Source organism: Bacteroides ovatus (assembly GCF_001314995.1).
In the GTDB taxonomy this organism is placed as follows: domain Bacteria; phylum Bacteroidota; class Bacteroidia; order Bacteroidales; family Bacteroidaceae; genus Bacteroides; species Bacteroides ovatus.
The window spans coordinates 2,329,531-2,346,181 of sequence record NZ_CP012938.1 but is presented as its reverse complement, the minus strand read 5'-3'; the positions used below and the strand labels follow the sequence as shown (position 1 = coordinate 2,346,181).

The following is a 16,651-nucleotide window of genomic DNA, read 5'->3' as shown; positions in this document are numbered from 1 at the left end:
TAAATAGTAATTAGTAAAATAGTAAATAAACAGATGAATACATTATTTGATAAGATATGGGATGCCCACGTGGTGACTACTGTGGAAGATGGCCCTACACAGCTTTATATTGATCGGTTATATTGTCACGAAGTGACTAGTCCGCAGGCTTTTGCGGGATTGCGTGAACGTGGAATCGGAGTATTGCGTCCCGAAAAGGTATTTTGTATGCCCGACCATAATACACCGACACACGATCAGGATAAGGAGATTGAAGATCCGATTTCTAAAACGCAGGTGGACACGCTGACGCAGAATGCGAAGGATTTTGGTCTGACACACTACGGCATGATGCATCCGAAGAATGGTATTATTCATGTGGTAGGTCCCGAACGTGGTTTGACCTTGCCGGGAATGACGATTGTTTGCGGTGACTCTCATACTTCTACTCACGGTGCAATGGGAGCGATTGCTTTCGGTATCGGAACGAGCGAGGTGGAAATGGTGCTGGCTTCACAATGTATTCTCCAGTCGAGACCGAAAACAATGCGTATCACTGTAGACGGTGAACTGGGTAAAGGGGTGACTGCAAAGGATGTGGCTCTGTATATGATGTCTAAGATGACTACCAGTGGTGCTACGGGTTACTTCGTGGAATATGCAGGTTCGGCTATCCGCAATCTGACAATGGAGGGACGTCTTACCCTTTGCAACCTTTCTATTGAAATGGGTGCGCGTGGTGGTATGGTTGCTCCGGATGAAGTGACTTTTGAATATATCAAAGGACGTGAAAGTGCTCCGCAAGGCGAAGCATGGGACAAGGCTTTGGCTTATTGGAAGACATTGAAGAGTGATGATGATGCCGTGTTTGATAAAGAAGTCCGTTTCGAAGCGGCTGATATTGAACCGATGATTACCTACGGAACGAATCCGGGTATGGGTATGGGAATCACACAGCATATTCCTACTATGGAAGGAATGAGTGAAGCTGCACAGGTTTCGTTCAAGAAATCAATGGAGTATATGGGATTCCAACCGGGTGAATCTTTGTTGGGTAAGAAGATTGATTATGTATTCCTTGGTGCTTGTACAAACGGTCGTATTGAAGATTTCCGTGCATTTGCTTCCATCGTGAAAGGTCGTAAGAAAGCGGAGAATGTAATTGCATGGCTGGTTCCGGGTTCATGGATGGTAGACGCACAGATCCGTAAGGAAGGAATCGACAAGATATTGACGGAAGCCGGATTTGCTATCCGTCAGCCGGGATGTTCTGCTTGTCTGGCAATGAACGATGATAAGATTCCTGCCGGAAAGTATTCGGTATCTACCAGCAACCGTAATTTCGAAGGACGTCAGGGCCCCGGTGCACGCACTTTGCTGGCTAGTCCGCTGGTAGCTGCCGCTGCTGCGGTGACAGGTGTGATTACCGATCCGAGAGAGCTGATGTAATTCAAATTCGTAAATCATTAAATTGTAAATAAGACGATGGCTAAGACAAAATTTAATATAATAACAAGTACTTGTGTACCTCTTCCTTTAGAAAACGTAGATACCGACCAGATTATTCCGGCACGTTTCCTGAAAGCAACCACTCGTGAAGAAAAATTCTTTGGTGATAATCTTTTTCGTGACTGGCGTTATAATGCTGACGGTTCCCTGAACAAGGATTTTGTGTTGAACAATCCTACTTATAGCGGACAGATATTGGTGGCAGGAAAAAACTTCGGTTCGGGTTCCAGCCGTGAACACGCTGCCTGGGCTATTGCAGGATATGGTTTCCGCGTGGTGGTATCCAGTTTCTTTGCCGATATTCATAAGAATAATGAGTTGAACAACTTTGTGCTGCCGGTGGTTGTTACCGAGGAGTTTCTGCAGGAGTTGTTTGGTTCGATAGAAGCGGACCCGAAGATGGAAGTGGAAGTGAACCTTCCCGAACAGACCATCACCAACAAGGCGACAGGTAAAAGTGAACATTTCGAAATCAATGCTTACAAGAAACTTTGTTTGATGAACGGATTGGACGATATCGATTTTTTGTTGAGCAATAAAGATAAAATAGAAGAATGGGAAAAGAAGGCGTGAAAATAGAAATCATGGACACAACGCTCCGTGATGGTGAACAAACCAGCGGAGTATCTTTCGTGCCTCATGAGAAACTAATGATCGCCCGTTTACTGTTAGAAGATTTAAAGGTAGACCGGGTGGAGGTTGCTTCGGCGCGTGTGTCGGACGGTGAGTTTGAAGCCGTGAAGATGATTTGCGACTGGGCGGCCCGTCGTAGTCTGCTCCATAAAGTGGAAGTGCTCGGCTTTGTCGACGGGCATACTTCTGTCGATTGGATTCAGCGTACCGGCTGCCGTGTGATAAATCTTCTTTGTAAAGGTTCACTGAAGCATTGTACGCAACAACTGAAAAAGACACCGGAAGAACATCTGGCGGATATCATAAGTGTGGTGCATTATGCCGACGAACAGGATATAACCGTCAATGTTTATCTGGAAGATTGGAGCAACGGTATCAAAGATTCTCCCGAATATGTATTTCAGTTGATGGATGGATTGAAAGAGACGAGTGTCAAGCGTTTTATGTTGCCTGATACGTTGGGTATCTTGAATCCTTTGCAAGTGATAGAGTATATGCGGAAGATGAAGAAACGTTATCCGAATACTCATCTCGATTTCCATGCGCACAATGATTATGATTTGGCTGTGAGTAATGTCCTTGCCGCGGTATTAAGCGGTGTCAAAGGATTGCATACAACCATCAATGGGCTGGGTGAACGGGCAGGAAATGCTCCTCTCGCAAGTGTGCAGGCTATCCTGAAAGACCATTTCAATGCGGTGACAAATATCGACGAAAGCCGTTTGAATGATGTCAGCCGGGTAGTGGAGTCTTATTCGGGAATTGTGATACCTGCCAATAAACCGATTGTAGGTGAGAATGTCTTTACGCAAGTGGCCGGAGTGCATGCCGACGGGGATAATAAGAATAATCTCTACTGCAATGATTTGCTTCCCGAACGTTTTGGCCGCAAGCGCGAATATGCATTGGGTAAGACAAGCGGTAAAGCAAATATCCGTAAGAACCTCGAAGATCTCGGATTGGAGCTGGACGAAGATGCTATGCGCAAGGTAACGGAACGCATCATCGAGTTGGGCGACAAGAAAGAACTGGTTACACAGGAAGATTTGCCGTACATTGTTTCGGATGTGTTGAAACATGGAGCAGTGGGTGAGAAGGTTAAACTGAAGAGCTATTTTGTGAATCTGGCTCATGGGTTGAAACCGATGGCAACGTTGAAGATAGAAATCAACGGAAAAGAGTACGAAGAGAGTTCAGGCGGCGATGGTCAGTATGATGCTTTTGTTCGTGCGCTGCGTAAAATATATAAGGTGACATTAGGACGTAAATTCCCGATGTTGACCAATTATGCGGTAACCATCCCTCCCGGTGGACGTACAGATGCATTTGTGCAGACAGTTATCACGTGGAGTTATGATGAGCAGGTGTTCCGTACCCGCGGACTTGATGCCGACCAGACAGAGGCTGCCATCAAGGCTACTATGAAGATGTTGAACCTCATCGAAGATGAATACGAGAAGAGCAAGTGAGAAACAACTTGCCCGAAGAATGTTTTTTATAAGAATATATAAATAGAAGAATAAACGATTATGGATTTTAAAATTGCTGTATTAGCAGGCGACGGCATCGGACCGGAGATCTCTGTGCAAGGTGTAGATGTGATGAGTGCCGTTTGCGAGAAGTTTGGTCACAAAGTAAGTTACGAATATGCAATCTGTGGAGCTGATGCGATTGATAAAGTAGGCGATCCGTTTCCGGAAGCAACTTATCAGGTTTGTAAAGAGGCGGATGCTGTTTTGTTCTCTGCCGTAGGTGATCCGAAATTTGACAATGATCCTACTGCCAAGGTACGTCCGGAACAAGGCTTGCTGGCTATGCGTAAGAAACTGGGTCTTTTCGCTAATATCCGTCCGGTACAGACATTCAAATGCCTGATCCACAAATCTCCGTTGCGTGCGGAGTTGGTAGAGAATGCCGATTTTATCTGTATCCGTGAGCTGACCGGAGGTATGTATTTCGGTGAAAAGTATCAGGATAATGATAAGGCGTATGATACAAACTATTATACTCGTCCGGAAATCGAACGTATTTTGAAGATGGCTTTCGAATATGCGATGAAGCGCAGAAAACATCTGACTGTGGTAGATAAGGCAAATGTGTTGGCTTCTTCCCGTCTGTGGCGTCAGATTGCACAGGAAATGGCTCCGAACTATCCGGAAGTGACAACTGATTATATGTTTGTGGATAATGCTGCAATGAAGATGATTCAGGAACCTGCTTTCTTCGATGTGATGGTAACAGAAAATACCTTCGGTGATATTCTGACTGACGAGGGTTCTGTAATCAGTGGTTCTATGGGCTTGCTTCCTTCTGCTTCTACAGGTGAAAGTACTCCGGTATTTGAACCTATTCACGGTTCATGGCCGCAGGCTAAGGGATTGAATATTGCTAATCCGTTGGCACAGATTCTTTCTGTAGCTATGTTGTTCGAGTATTTCGACCTTAAAGAAGAGGGTGCATTGATTCGTAAAGCCGTAGATGCTTCTTTGGATGAGAATGTACGTACGCCGGAAATCCAGGTGGCTGACGGTGCTAAGTACGGAACAAAAGAAGTAGGACAGTGGATTGTTGATTATATCAAGAAAGCTTGATAAACCCGGATAAAAAAGTAAAAGCCTGGCATCGGATAACGGTGTCAGGCTTTTACTTTTTAGTTCGAAATATGTTGTGTTCTACCAACTTTTAATAGTGGAGTATAGAACGATACCGAGTATAGTCAGTAATCCTACATAAATAGTGACTGACCATTGTTTTATTTCTTTTCTCTTCGTGCGGGTGGAAGGTTCCAGATAGATGGCTGCTTTGTGGGCGATAGTGCAGAACAACCAACCGCCGAATCCTCCGATAATACCTCCTACGAGTAAATCACCGGGATAATGTACACCCAGATATATACGTGTGTAGCAGTTGAGTATTGCCCAGGTCAGGATGAAAATGCTTAGCCAACGTTTACGGAACAGGAATATGACAAACATGGCAAGACCTAATGAATTGGCGGCATGGCACGATGGGAAACCGTAGCTTCCTCCGCGGTAACCATTTACGATATATACTAGATCTACAATCGGGTTCTCCGGATTGGCGGGACGCAGACGTGCTACTACCGGACGAATGATGCTGCTGCACATCTGGTCGGCAAAGGTGATAGTCAGTGCAATGGCAGCCACGTAGCACATTACTACTTTCCAGTGGAAGTTTTTTAATAAAATATACAATATAGTGGCATACATGGGAATCCAGATGAATTTACCCGTGAAAGAACTCATGAAATAATCCCAGAAAGGGGAATGTATACCATTGAAAGACAAGAAGATATTTGTATCTATCTCCGAAAGATATTGGACAATTCCGGTGTGTATCATCAGGCTTTATTGATCTATTTTAATGTCGCAAATATACAATAAAGAATAGAAAATTGTCCTATATTACTTTATAAATATTCAATATAACTCATTTCCTAGCGTTTCGCCAGGTCGTCGTAGAGCTTCTGCAGGAACGCTTTTCCTTTTTCCAGGTTGGCTCCTTTGGCAGTACCTTCGTCCAGTTGCACAGTATTGGCATCGAGGTTATATACCAATTGATTATCGGCGGTAATCATTCCGAAATAATTCGGCCGGGTAAAGTATGCGAAATGAGGTGACGCCGGATTCATGATATTTTTGCTGAAAGTAAATTCATCATGCGGCAATCCTAGTTGAGCGAGCAGGGTAGCGGCGATGTCTATTTGTGAAGCATAAGTATCTACAACCAAGGGTTGTTTTATTGCACCTCCAATTAAAATCAGTGGAATGGTTTGGCCGTCCAGCGGATTTTCTATTGGATACGGATATGCACCCTGATGATCGGGAACGAGTACAAACAGTGTATTTTTCCATAGCGGTGTCTCTTGATACTGTTTCACGAAATCTCCCACGCAACTATCGGCATAGGCAAAAGAATTGAGGATTTTGTCATCCAGTCTGTGGAACGGGACTTCGAATGGTTCGTGGCTGCTTGATGTCTGTACAAGTTTCAGAAACGGTTCTTTTTGTTTTTCTTCTTTCAGGTCTTTCATCAGGCGTTGGAATAAGACGTGATCCTGTGCTCCCCATTTTCCTGTACGTTCGGACAGAGGAAAATCTTTATCGGAAATAATCTTCTCGATGCCGGAAGATACCAGGTAAGAGCGCATATTGGTAAAATCGGCATCTCCACCATAGTAATATTCCAGATTATATCCTGCGTTTTTCAAGCTGCGGGGGATAGAAGGAAGTTTGTCCGTCTTTTCGGGATATTTCATGATGCTGGTGCTTGGCTGTCCGGGATATCCGCTGATAATGGATGCCAGTCCGCGGTCTGTACGGAAACTGCTACCGTAGAAGTTGCTGAATAGTATGCCTTCCTTTGCGAATTTATCCATGTTGACAGCCACATTAGGTTGTCCTCCGAAAGTTTCCATCAAGTGTGTGGAGAAACTCTCAAGGATAATAAAAATAATGTTCGGACGTTGTGTATTCAATAATTGGGGGATGCTGTCTGTTGCTGCGACAGGTTTGTCTACCATCTCTGCAAATAATTCGTCGGCTATTTTCGGGTCCATGAAGCGATATTGCTTATCGAAATTATTCTGGTGGGTGGCGGAATACATGAAGCTGAATGCCGGATTGATGGCTGCATGATTCATGCGTTGGTCCTGACTGAAATACACCTTGCTCAAATTCATGGTGGATACGCTGAATCCGCCCCGGATAGGGATGAAAAGTGCCGCTGTCAGCAAAAGGAGTGCAAGCGAGACATTCTGACGTCGATAAGGAATTTTCAGGGGCTTTTTCTCCCGGATAAGGACGCAATAGAAAATAAAGTATAAAATTGCTGCATAGATCAGCATAGATAAGATTCCCAATAGTACAAACCAAAAGCTGACGCTTGCCATAGCATCTTTGGGGGAAGAGAAGAAATAGAAAACGGGGGTGGCATCCAGACGGAATCCCCAAAAGCCGTATAATCCCAGGTCGATGATAAAAATGCAGGCCATGATAAAGGCGATTACCCCGAAGTATCCTTGCCGGATGCGGCGGAGTATGGATGAATTGGTCCAGGCGGAGGCGATGAGCAGTAAGCCGGGGATAGCGGTCAGGTAACCTGCAAGAGATAAATCCAGAGGCAATCCGTGCCACATGACGCGGAAGTAGTCACCTAAAGATACATTGGTATATAAGTCATGGTAGTAAACCATGAAGATTGGTTTCTGAAGAACGAATAAAAGAACAAATAAAAAATAGGTCGTGAGAAATTGTATGATTCTCTTTTTCATATCTGTAAACTTAAAAAGATTGAACGGATACAAAGTTACTATACTTTTCCTTATCTTTCTCATGAAGTGATATAAAACATACCTTTTTTTCCATATCTTTGTCGTGTCTGTGACAAAAATAAAGTAATAAGATGGCAAAGATTGCAAGGAAACTAACAGATTTAGTGGGGAATACCCCTTTGATGGAACTTTCCGGTTATAGCGGAAAGTACGGTCTGGAACAAAATATTATTGCCAAACTGGAGGCTTTTAATCCAGCGGGAAGTGTAAAAGACAGGGTGGCTCTTTCGATGATTGAAGATGCTGAAGTTCGGGGATTATTGAAACCCGGTGCGACGATTATTGAGCCGACAAGCGGAAATACAGGTGTCGGGTTGGCAATGGTAGCCACTATTAAAGGGTATCATTTGATATTGACCATGCCTGAAACAATGAGCCTGGAACGGCGGAATCTGTTGAAAGCGCTGGGTGCGCAGATTGTATTGACAGACGGGTTAGGAGGGATGGCAGCTTCTATTGCCAAGGCGCAGGAGTTGCGTGATAGTATTCCCGGTTCGGTGATCTTACAACAATTTGAGAATCCGGCTAATGCGGCTGTTCATGAGCGGACGACAGGTGAAGAGATCTGGCGGGATACAGACGGTGAAGTGGCTGTTTTTGTGGCCGGAGTGGGCACCGGAGGAACGGTTTGCGGTGTAGCCCGTGCTTTAAAGAAACATAATCCGGATATTTATATTGTGGCGGTAGAACCGGTGTCGTCTCCTGTATTGGCAGGAGGAGAGGCGGCTCCGCATCGTATTCAGGGTATCGGAGCAAATTTTATTCCCAAACTTTATGATGCTTCTGTGGTAGATGAGGTGATGGGTGTACCCGATGATGAAGCGATTCGTGCGGGACGTGAGTTAGCGTCGACGGAAGGTCTGCTGGTGGGAATTTCTTCGGGAGCAGCTGTGTATGCTGCCCGTCAACTGTCACTGCGTCCGGAATTTAAGAACAAAAAAATAGTAGCGTTGTTACCTGATACGGGAGAGCGTTATTTGTCGACCGAACTGTTTGCTTTTGACGCATATCCATTGGATTAATTCATTCATTATAAAAAAGACCTGAACCATGGTAAGAATAATTATAGCTTTGCTTTTTTGTTTTCCGGCTGTTGCCTTTGCACAAACTTATCAGCAATTGTCCGAGAGAGCCATTGAATGTATTGAGAAAGACAGTCTTCCCAAAGCAGAGGAACTTTTGCTTCAGGCTTTGAAGCTGGAACCGAAGAACGCCAAAAATGCGTTGCTTTTTTCTAACCTGGGATTGGTACAGCGCCGCTTGGGTGAGTTTGATAAAGCGCTGGAGTCTTATTCTTTTGCACTGAATTTTGCTCCTTTGGCAGTTCCTATTTTACTCGACCGTGCCGCTATTTATATGGAAATGGGAAAAACAGACCGTGCTTATACCGATTATTGTCAGGTGCTTGATGAGGATAAGCAGAACAAGGAAGCTTTGTTGATGCGTGCCTATATTTATGTGCTCCGCCGGGATTATCCGGCTGCGAGAATCGATTATAATCGTTTGCTGGAACTGGATCCGCAGAGTTATAGCGGTCGTCTGGGATTGGCTACTCTGGAGCAGAAAGAAGGAAAATTTCGGGAATCTCTTGAAATTCTGAATAAGATGATTACGGCTACTCCTGACGATGCGACGCTTTATATTGCCCGTGCCGACGTGGAACGTGAAATGAAGCATGAAGATCTGGCATTGGTTGATTTGGAGGAAGCGATCCGGTTGGATGCTGCCTCGGCTGATGCTTATCTGCTGCGTGGGAATATCTATCTGGCACAGAAAAAGAAAGGACTTGCCAAAGCTGACTTTGAGAAAGCCATTTCATTGGGAGTGCCTCCGGCTGATTTGCACGAACAGCTTAAGCAGTGCAAGTGACGTATGATTATTCTACAAACTGCCTAATCAAATTAACGAAGTCTTTTCCGTATTTTTTCTTCTTGTATTCTCCGATACCGCTGATTTCTCCGAATTCTTCTATAGTGGTAGGACGGGAAATACTAAGCAGGTGTAATACTTTGTCTGACAAGACGATGTAGGCGGGTAGTGCCTCCTGATCGGCCAGTTGTTTCCTCAATCCGCGTAAGGCTTCGAATAAATCCTCGTTTTCTCCACCTTCCAGGCCGAAAGGAAGTACCTTTGCAACAACCACTTTTTTCTTTTTTCCTTTTTGAGTGGCGACTTCTTCGTGCCGGATGACTGCTAATGTTGCCTTAGCTCTCCCGAAGAGAATATCACTTCCGCTTGCAGTAATTTTAAGATGGTTGTTTTCGTTATAGGCTATTTCAAAGTAGCCGAGTTGCAACATCTGAAGCAGATAGTCTTGCCAGTCACGAGGAGGAATGTCGCGTCCGGCACCGAACGTTTTAAGTTCCTGATACCCTTTTCCGGTTACTTCCGCAGAATAGTTTCCACGGAGAATGTCAATCAGCAATCCTGTGCTGATTTGTTGTTCTGTACGTGCGATGGCGCTTAATGCCTTTTGCACAATGACCGTACCGTCAAATCGTTGAGGAGGATTTTTACAAACATCGCAATTACCGCAATCCTCCGTTGTTGTTTCTCCGAAATAGCTTAACAGGATTCTTCTCCGGCAAATATCGGCTTCAGCATATTGCTGCATCCGTTGTAGCTTTTCCAGATTGATGCTCTGCTGATTGCTTTCCGAAGCAAATTTAGTGAGTAATATAAGATCTCCGAGTGAATAAAATAGGACAGTACTGCTGGGCAGTCCATCCCGTCCGGCACGTCCTATTTCCTGATAAAAACTTTCTATACTTTTAGGCAGGTTATAATGTATGACCCAGCGGACATTTGATTTATCAATCCCCATTCCAAAAGCAATGGTGGCACATACTACCTGTATGCGGTCGTTAATAAAATCATTCTGTGTTTCGTCCCGGTGTTGGGTGGATAATCCGGCATGATAGACACCGCAGCGAATACCCTGCTTTTGCAACATCTGTGCGACGGTTTCTGTCTTATTTCGGCTCATACAATAAATAATCCCGCTTTCTCCCCCGTGGCGGTGAATAAATTCTAAGATAGCCTTGTTCTTCTCTTTCGCTTGAAAACCACGTTTCACAGTCAGGCTAATGTTGGGGCGGTCGAAAGATGAGATAAAGATACGGGGATGGTTGAGATGTAATTGCCGTACAATGTCTTCGCGCGTGATTTTATCCGCAGTAGCAGTTAGTGCGACAATCGGTATTTGCGGAAATTGTTGGTGAAGCACTCCCATTTGTGTGTATTCCGGACGGAAGTCATGTCCCCATTGTGAAATACAATGCGCTTCATCAATAGCAAACAGAGAGATGTTCATATCCCGCAACAAATAATCCTTTTCTGCTAAAAGTTTTTCCGGTGAAATGTAAAGCAGCTTCAGTCGTCCTTCAACACATGCGCGACGCAGTTGGACGTTTTCCGTTTCGTCATTACTGCTGTTCAGTGCCCCGGCTGCGATGCCATTTGCCAGCAATGCTTCTACCTGATCTTTCATCAATGAGATAAGTGGGGAAACGACAACGGCAGTACCTTCGCAAAGCAATGCAGGGAGTTGGTAGCAGATTGATTTTCCCCCACCAGTAGGCATTAATACCAATGCATCCTGTTTGTTTAGGATGTGGCGGATGATTTCTTCTTGCAGAGGACGGAAACTATCGTATCCGAAATATGTCTTTAGAGTTTCTCTCATTGATGCTGATTTATCCATGCTGCAAAGGTACATTTTTCTTTGGCAATTTTCATTATGTGTAGATTTCAGTTTCTGATATGAATTATAAATAAGTTAAAGTTTCTTATTATTCAACCCTATTCCCTCTTTTTCAAGGTTTTTGATTGTTTATTTAGAAAAAAATGCACAAAATAATTGTGTGTTTAAAAAAAAAGTAAGACATTTGTAACATGTTATGTTGCAAATGAGCAATAATTAACAAATGAACAAACCCTAACCAGTTAATTCAATGAGTGATTTAGAGAACAAAAAAACGGAAGAAACTCCGAAAAAACGTCCCTACAATTTGAGGGAAAAGAAAGAAAAAAAGGCTGCATACAGGTCTTTGATTAGACCGGAATTGGCAGACGAGTTGTATGACAAGATCCTGAATATCATCGTTGTACAGAAGAAGTACAAGGATCCTGATTATTCAGCTAAGGACTTGGCGAAAGAATTGAAAACGAATACTCGTTACCTTTCTGCAGTAGTAAACTCACGCTTTGGCATGAACTATTCTTGCCTGTTGAATGAATACAGAGTAAAAGATGCTTTGCATTTATTGACTGACAAACGTTATGCCGACAAAAATGTGGAAGAAATTAGTGCCATGGTTGGCTTTGCAAATCGTCAATCTTTTTACGCTGCATTTTACAAAAACGTAGGTGAGACTCCTAATGGATATCGCAAAAAACATCTCGAAAATAAGAAATAATTGCGCGTTCCGAAACTAGTCAAAAGGAATTACCTCTAAATGAAAGATTTTGGAGATAATTCCTTTTCTCATTTTAATTAATCAATACTAACATTATGAGAAAACATCTGATTTTAATGACAGTGGCCGCCACGCTCTTAACATCGTGCGGAGGAAGTAAAACAACAACTGCTGAAGCAGAAAAATTTGATTATACAGTGGAACAATTTGCTGATTTACAAATATTGCGTTATAAGGTTCCCGGATTTGAGGAACTGACGCTGAAACAGAAGGAACTGATTTATTACCTGACAGAGGCTGCTCTGGAAGGAAGGGATATTCTGTTTGACCAGAATGGAAAATATAATTTGAGAATCCGTAGGATGCTCGAAGCAGTATATACAAACTATCAGGGGGATAAAACGACGCCTGATTTTAAAAACATGGAGGTGTACTTGAAAAGGGTATGGTTCTCCAATGGTATTCATCATCACTATGGTACGGAGAAATTTGTGCCGAACTTCTCACAGGAATTCTTGAAACAGGCCGTGCTCGGTCTGGATGCCAAGTTGCTTCCGCTGGAGAAAGGGCAGACTGCCGATCAACTCTGTGCCGAGCTGTTCCCGGTGATTTTCGATCCGGCAGTTATGCCGAAGCGGGTAAACCAGGCGGATGGCGAAGATCTTGTATTGACCTCTGCTTGTAACTATTACGATGGAGTGACGCAGAAAGAGGCAGAACGTTTTTATAGTGATATGAAAGACCCGAAAGACGAAACACCGGTTTCTTACGGACTGAACAGTCGCTTGGTAAAAGAAAACGGAAAGTTGACAGAGAAGGTTTGGAAAGTAGGCGGACTCTATACACAGGCTATTGAGAAGATTGTTTATTGGCTGAAGAAAGCGGAAGGTGTGGCAGAGAGTGAGGCGCAAAAGGCCGTTATCACCAAGCTGATTCAATTCTATGAAACAGGCAATCTGAAAGATTTCGATGAATATGCTATTCTTTGGGTGAAAGACTTGGATTCACGAATAGATTTTGTGAATGGATTTACTGAAAGTTACGGCGACCCGCTGGGGATGAAAGCGAGTTGGGAATCTTTGGTGAACTTCAAAGATCTGGAATCGACACATCGTACGGAGATTATCAGCAGTAACGCGCAATGGTTTGAAGATCATTCTCCGGTTGATAAATCTTTCAAGAAAGAAAAGGTGAAAGGGGTATCGGCTAAAGTGATTACTGCTGCTATCCTTGCAGGTGATCTTTATCCGGCAACAGCTATCGGTATCAATCTGCCGAATGCTAACTGGATTCGTGCTCATCACGGCTCTAAGTCAGTAACAATCGGAAATATAACAGACGCTTATAATAAAGCTGCTCACGGAAACGGATTCAACGAAGAATTTGTTTATAGCGATGCTGAAATACAACTGATTGATGCCTATTCTGACTTAACGGACGAGCTGCATACGGACTTGCACGAATGTTTGGGACACGGTTCCGGTAAGTTGCTTCCGGGCGTAGATCCGGATGCATTGAAGGCTTATGGCTCTACCATCGAAGAGGCACGTGCTGATTTATTCGGATTGTATTATGTAGCCGATCCGAAGCTGGTGGAACTGGGATTGCTCTCTTCTCCCGATGCTTATAAGGCTCAATACTATACTTATCTGATGAACGGGTTGATGACACAACTGGTACGTATCGAACCGGGAAATAGTGTTGAAGAAGCTCACATGCGCAATCGCCAGCTGATAGCCCGTTGGGTATTTGAAAAAGGAGCTGCCGATAAAGCGGTGGAACTGGTGAAGAAAGACGGAAAGACTTATGTGGTTATCAATGACTATCAGAAGGTACGTCAGCTTTTCGGCGAATTATTAGCTGAAATTCAGCGCATCAAGTCGACTGGCGATTTTGAAGGTGCTCGTACATTGGTAGAAAACTATGCGGTAAAAGTGGATCCGGCTCTGCATGCAGAAGTTCTGGAACGCTATAAGAAGCTGAATCTAGCTCCTTACAAAGGCTTTGTGAATCCGAAATACGAACTGGTGACAGATGAAAACGGAACTGTTACAGATGTCACAGTTTCCTATGATGAAGGTTATGTAGAACAAATGCTGCGTTACAGCACTGATTATTCTCCGCTGCCTTCAATAAACAACTGATTTGAAATGGATATAAAAGAACAATTAAAAGATATCAAGACACAGCTCCGTCTCTCTATGAACGGGGCTGTGTCCCAAAGTATGCGTGAGAAAGGGCTGGTTTATAAACTCAATTTCGGAGTGGAACTGCCTCGTATCAAGATGATTGCCGAAAATTATGAGAAGAATCATGACCTGGCACAGGCTCTGTGGAAAGAGGACATTCGCGAATGTAAAATTCTGGCGGGGATGCTTCAGCCGATTGAAACGTTTTATCCTGAGATAGCCGACATTTGGGTAGAAAATATCCGGAATATCGAAATAGCCGAGCTGACTTGCATGAATCTCTTCCAGCATTTGCCGTATGCTCCGGCCAAATCTTTTCACTGGATTGCAGATGAGCAAGAGTATATACAGACTTGCGGTTTTCTGACTGCTGCCCGTCTTCTGATGAAGAAAGGGGATATGACCGAACGCGCCTCCGGCGAATTACTCGATCAGGCAATCTGTGCTGTACATTCCGACAGTTATCATGTTCGTAACGCTGCTTTATTGGTTATCCGCAAATATATGCAGCATAGTGAAGAACATGCCTTTCAAGTATGCCGTCTGGTGGAGGGAATGGCTGATTCTACCTTGGAAGGGGAGCAGATGCTCTACAACATGGTGAAAGAAGAGACTGAAGAATAATTAACCCATTACTTATTTCTAGGAATTTCTTTTGCTTTCCGCAAAAAAGGCTTAACTTTGTTCGCGCTAATTTTGGCTGATGATGGAAACTCAAAACGTGAAAGATACAGTAAGGCAGATATTCACGGAATATCTCACGGCGAACGGGCATCGTAAGACTCCTGAACGCTACGCCATACTCGATACTATTTATTCTATCGACGGTCATTTCGATATTGACATGCTTTATTCACGGATGATGGACCAGGAGAATTTCCGGGTGAGCCGTGCAACTCTCTACAACACCATTATCCTCCTTATCAATGCACGACTGGTCATTAAGCATCAGTTTGGCACTTCTTCCCAATACGAAAAATCATATAATCGCGAGACACATCATCATCAGATATGTACTCAATGTGGTAGAGTGACCGAGTTTCAGAACGAGGAATTACAGCATGCCATTGAAAATACGAAATTGAGCCGCTTCCAGCTTTCGCATTACTCCTTATATATATATGGAGTATGTGGTAAGTGCGACAGAGCTAACAAACGGAAAAAAGTAAATAACAACAATAAAAAAGAAAAATGAAAGTAGATGTTCTATTAGGATTACAATGGGGCGACGAAGGTAAAGGAAAAGTAGTCGACGTTTTAACACCTAAGTATGATGTGGTTGCTCGTTTTCAGGGCGGCCCGAATGCCGGTCACACGCTTGAGTTCGAAGGACAGAAATATGTGCTCCGCTCTATTCCTTCCGGTATTTTTCAAGGAAACAAGGTAAACATCATCGGTAACGGTGTGGTACTTGATCCGGCATTGTTTAAGGCAGAGGCAGAAGCGCTTGAAGCATCAGGTCATCCGCTGAAAGAACGTTTGCACATTTCAAAGAAAGCTCATCTGATTCTTCCGACACACCGCATTCTGGATGCTGCCTATGAAGCAGCCAAAGGAGACGCCAAAGTAGGAACTACCGGCAAGGGTATCGGCCCTACTTATACGGATAAAGTGAGCCGTAACGGTGTTCGTGTAGGTGATATTCTTCATAATTTCGACCAGAAGTATGCTGCCGCAAAAGCTCGTCACGAACAAATTCTGAAGAGCCTGAATTATGAATACGATCTTACTGAACTGGAAAAAGCATGGTTGGAAGGTATCGAATACCTGAAACAATTCCATTTTGTAGATAGCGAACATGAAGTGAATAATCTGTTGAAAGATGGTAAGAGCGTTCTTTGTGAAGGAGCGCAGGGTACTATGCTTGATATTGATTTCGGTTCATATCCGTTCGTGACTTCTTCCAATACCGTATGTGCGGGAGCCTGCACCGGACTGGGAGTGGCGCCTAACCGTATCGGTGAAGTATATGGTATCTTCAAAGCATACTGTACTCGTGTAGGAGCAGGCCCGTTCCCATCAGAACTGTTTGATGAAACAGGTGACAAGATGTGTACTTTGGGACATGAATTCGGTTCTGTTACCGGACGTAAACGTCGTTGTGGATGGATCGACCTGGTAGCGCTGAAGTATTCCGTTATGATAAACGGGGTTACCAAATTGATTATGATGAAGAGCGATGTACTCGATACTTTCGAAACAATCAAAGCTTGTGTTGCCTACAAAGTGAATGGTGAAGAAATCGATTATTTCCCGTATGACATCACAGAAGGGGTAGAACCTGTTTATGCAGAGCTTCCGGGCTGGCAGACAGATATGACCAAGATGCAGAGCGAAGATGAATTCCCGGAAGAGTTCAACGCTTATCTGACTTTCCTGGAAGAACAACTTGGCGTAGAAATCAAGATTGTTTCTGTAGGACCGGACAGAGCACAGACGATCGAACGTTATACAGAAGAATAACCATTGATTTATTATATGGAGGAAAGGCGGAGATTGAAGAAAAACTCCGCCTTTTTTATTCAAGCCTTTGTAGTCTATTCTAAACACACAGAAAAATAATGTACGCC

14 protein-coding genes are annotated in these 16,651 nt (G+C 43.8%); 11 read left to right on the top strand and 3 right to left on the bottom strand.

The window, feature by feature from the left end; translation table 11 throughout:
• Nucleotides 1-33 precede the first annotated feature (33 nt).
• Genes leuC through leuB form a run of 4 tightly spaced genes read left to right on the top strand, consistent with a single transcriptional unit; the run spans nt 34 to nt 4,712 of the window.
• Complete coding sequence (gene leuC, locus Bovatus_RS09340; RefSeq protein WP_004301124.1) at nt 34-1,428, top strand: 3-isopropylmalate dehydratase large subunit; 1,395 nt, start codon at nt 34-36, stop codon at nt 1,426-1,428.
• Nucleotides 1,429-1,464: 36 nt separating this feature from the next.
• On the top strand, nt 1,465-2,061 hold the full coding sequence (gene leuD / locus Bovatus_RS09335; protein ID WP_004301121.1) for a 3-isopropylmalate dehydratase small subunit: 597 nt from the start codon (nt 1,465-1,467) through the stop codon (nt 2,059-2,061).
• Nucleotides 2,043-3,590 (top strand): alpha-isopropylmalate synthase regulatory domain-containing protein, encoded by a 1,548-nt coding sequence (locus tag Bovatus_RS09330; RefSeq protein WP_004301119.1) that lies wholly within the window; start codon nt 2,043-2,045, stop codon nt 3,588-3,590. The genes leuD and Bovatus_RS09330 overlap by 19 nt, the downstream gene beginning before the upstream one ends.
• A gap of 60 nt (nt 3,591-3,650) precedes the next feature.
• Complete coding sequence (leuB, locus tag Bovatus_RS09325) at nt 3,651-4,712, top strand: 3-isopropylmalate dehydrogenase (RefSeq protein ID WP_004301116.1); 1,062 nt, start codon at nt 3,651-3,653, stop codon at nt 4,710-4,712.
• Between the two features lie 81 nt (nt 4,713-4,793).
• Here the strand turns inward: leuB and Bovatus_RS09320 are convergent, their stop codons facing one another.
• The gene (locus Bovatus_RS09320; RefSeq protein WP_004301114.1) at nt 4,794-5,483 is read right to left on the bottom strand and encodes a phosphatase PAP2 family protein; all 690 of its coding nucleotides are present in this window, start codon (nt 5,481-5,483) and stop codon (nt 4,794-4,796) included.
• A 95-nt stretch (nt 5,484-5,578) separates the two neighbouring features.
• Nucleotides 5,579-7,414, bottom strand: coding sequence for an LTA synthase family protein (locus Bovatus_RS09315; RefSeq protein WP_004307190.1), 1,836 nt, complete (start codon nt 7,412-7,414; stop codon nt 5,579-5,581).
• 131 nt (nt 7,415-7,545) lie between these two features.
• On the opposite strand from Bovatus_RS09315, the gene cysK reads away from it, so the two are divergent.
• Together cysK and Bovatus_RS09305 are read left to right on the top strand one after the other, a co-directional pair.
• A complete protein-coding gene (cysK, locus tag Bovatus_RS09310; protein WP_004301107.1) occupies nt 7,546-8,496 on the top strand; it encodes a cysteine synthase A in 951 nt (316 codons plus the stop codon).
• A 28-nt stretch (nt 8,497-8,524) separates the two neighbouring features.
• Nucleotides 8,525-9,343, top strand: a complete 819-nt coding sequence (locus tag Bovatus_RS09305; RefSeq protein WP_004301105.1) for a tetratricopeptide repeat protein — start codon at nt 8,525-8,527, stop codon at nt 9,341-9,343.
• A gap of 7 nt (nt 9,344-9,350) precedes the next feature.
• Here the strand turns inward: Bovatus_RS09305 and recQ are convergent, their stop codons facing one another.
• The gene (gene recQ / locus Bovatus_RS09300; RefSeq protein ID WP_044918788.1) at nt 9,351-11,159 is read right to left on the bottom strand and encodes a DNA helicase RecQ; all 1,809 of its coding nucleotides are present in this window, start codon (nt 11,157-11,159) and stop codon (nt 9,351-9,353) included.
• A 268-nt stretch (nt 11,160-11,427) separates the two neighbouring features.
• Here recQ and Bovatus_RS09295 point away from each other — a divergent pair, with 268 nt between their 5' ends.
• From Bovatus_RS09295 to Bovatus_RS09275, 5 genes are all read left to right on the top strand, one after another.
• Nucleotides 11,428-11,892: a helix-turn-helix domain-containing protein gene (locus tag Bovatus_RS09295; protein ID WP_004301101.1), complete on the top strand. Its 465-nt coding sequence runs from the start codon at nt 11,428-11,430 to the stop codon at nt 11,890-11,892.
• Between the two features lie 95 nt (nt 11,893-11,987).
• Entirely contained in the window at nt 11,988-14,036 is a 2,049-nt protein-coding gene (locus Bovatus_RS09290; protein ID WP_004301099.1) for a dipeptidyl-peptidase 3 family protein, read from the top strand.
• Between the two features lie 6 nt (nt 14,037-14,042).
• A complete protein-coding gene (locus tag Bovatus_RS09285; protein ID WP_004301097.1) occupies nt 14,043-14,705 on the top strand; it encodes a DNA alkylation repair protein in 663 nt (220 codons plus the stop codon).
• Nucleotides 14,706-14,787: 82 nt separating this feature from the next.
• Complete coding sequence (locus Bovatus_RS09280; RefSeq protein WP_004307184.1) at nt 14,788-15,276, top strand: Fur family transcriptional regulator; 489 nt, start codon at nt 14,788-14,790, stop codon at nt 15,274-15,276.
• Nucleotides 15,273-16,544 carry an adenylosuccinate synthase gene (locus Bovatus_RS09275; protein WP_004301093.1) on the top strand — a complete coding sequence of 424 codons (1,272 nt, stop codon included), beginning with the start codon at nt 15,273-15,275 and terminating at the stop codon, nt 16,542-16,544. Before Bovatus_RS09280 ends, Bovatus_RS09275 begins: the two co-directional genes overlap by 4 nt.
• The last annotated feature ends 107 nt before the right edge of the window (nt 16,545-16,651 follow it).

Excerpts from the sequence above, each read along its gene's own strand:
- Bovatus_RS09305 (WP_004301105.1), top strand. The coding sequence starts at position 8,525 with ATGGTAAGAATAATTATAGCTTTGCTTTTTTGTTTTCCGGCTGTTGCC.
- Bovatus_RS09285 (WP_004301097.1), top strand. The coding sequence starts at position 14,043 with ATGGATATAAAAGAACAATTAAAAGATATCAAGACACAGCTCCGTCTC.
- Bovatus_RS09290 (WP_004301099.1), top strand. The coding sequence starts at position 11,988 with ATGAGAAAACATCTGATTTTAATGACAGTGGCCGCCACGCTCTTAACA.
- leuB (WP_004301116.1), top strand. The coding sequence starts at position 3,651 with ATGGATTTTAAAATTGCTGTATTAGCAGGCGACGGCATCGGACCGGAG.
- Bovatus_RS09295 (WP_004301101.1), top strand. The coding sequence starts at position 11,428 with ATGAGTGATTTAGAGAACAAAAAAACGGAAGAAACTCCGAAAAAACGT.
- Bovatus_RS09280 (WP_004307184.1), top strand. The coding sequence starts at position 14,788 with ATGGAAACTCAAAACGTGAAAGATACAGTAAGGCAGATATTCACGGAA.
- leuC (WP_004301124.1), top strand. The coding sequence starts at position 34 with ATGAATACATTATTTGATAAGATATGGGATGCCCACGTGGTGACTACT.
- Bovatus_RS09315 (WP_004307190.1), bottom strand. The coding sequence starts at position 7,414 with ATGAAAAAGAGAATCATACAATTTCTCACGACCTATTTTTTATTTGTT.
- Bovatus_RS09330 (WP_004301119.1), top strand. The coding sequence starts at position 2,043 with ATGGGAAAAGAAGGCGTGAAAATAGAAATCATGGACACAACGCTCCGT.
- recQ (WP_044918788.1), bottom strand. The coding sequence starts at position 11,159 with ATGAGAGAAACTCTAAAGACATATTTCGGATACGATAGTTTCCGTCCT.
- leuD (WP_004301121.1), top strand. The coding sequence starts at position 1,465 with ATGGCTAAGACAAAATTTAATATAATAACAAGTACTTGTGTACCTCTT.
- Bovatus_RS09320 (WP_004301114.1), bottom strand. The coding sequence starts at position 5,483 with ATGATACACACCGGAATTGTCCAATATCTTTCGGAGATAGATACAAAT.
- Bovatus_RS09275 (WP_004301093.1), top strand. The coding sequence starts at position 15,273 with ATGAAAGTAGATGTTCTATTAGGATTACAATGGGGCGACGAAGGTAAA.
- cysK (WP_004301107.1), top strand. The coding sequence starts at position 7,546 with ATGGCAAAGATTGCAAGGAAACTAACAGATTTAGTGGGGAATACCCCT.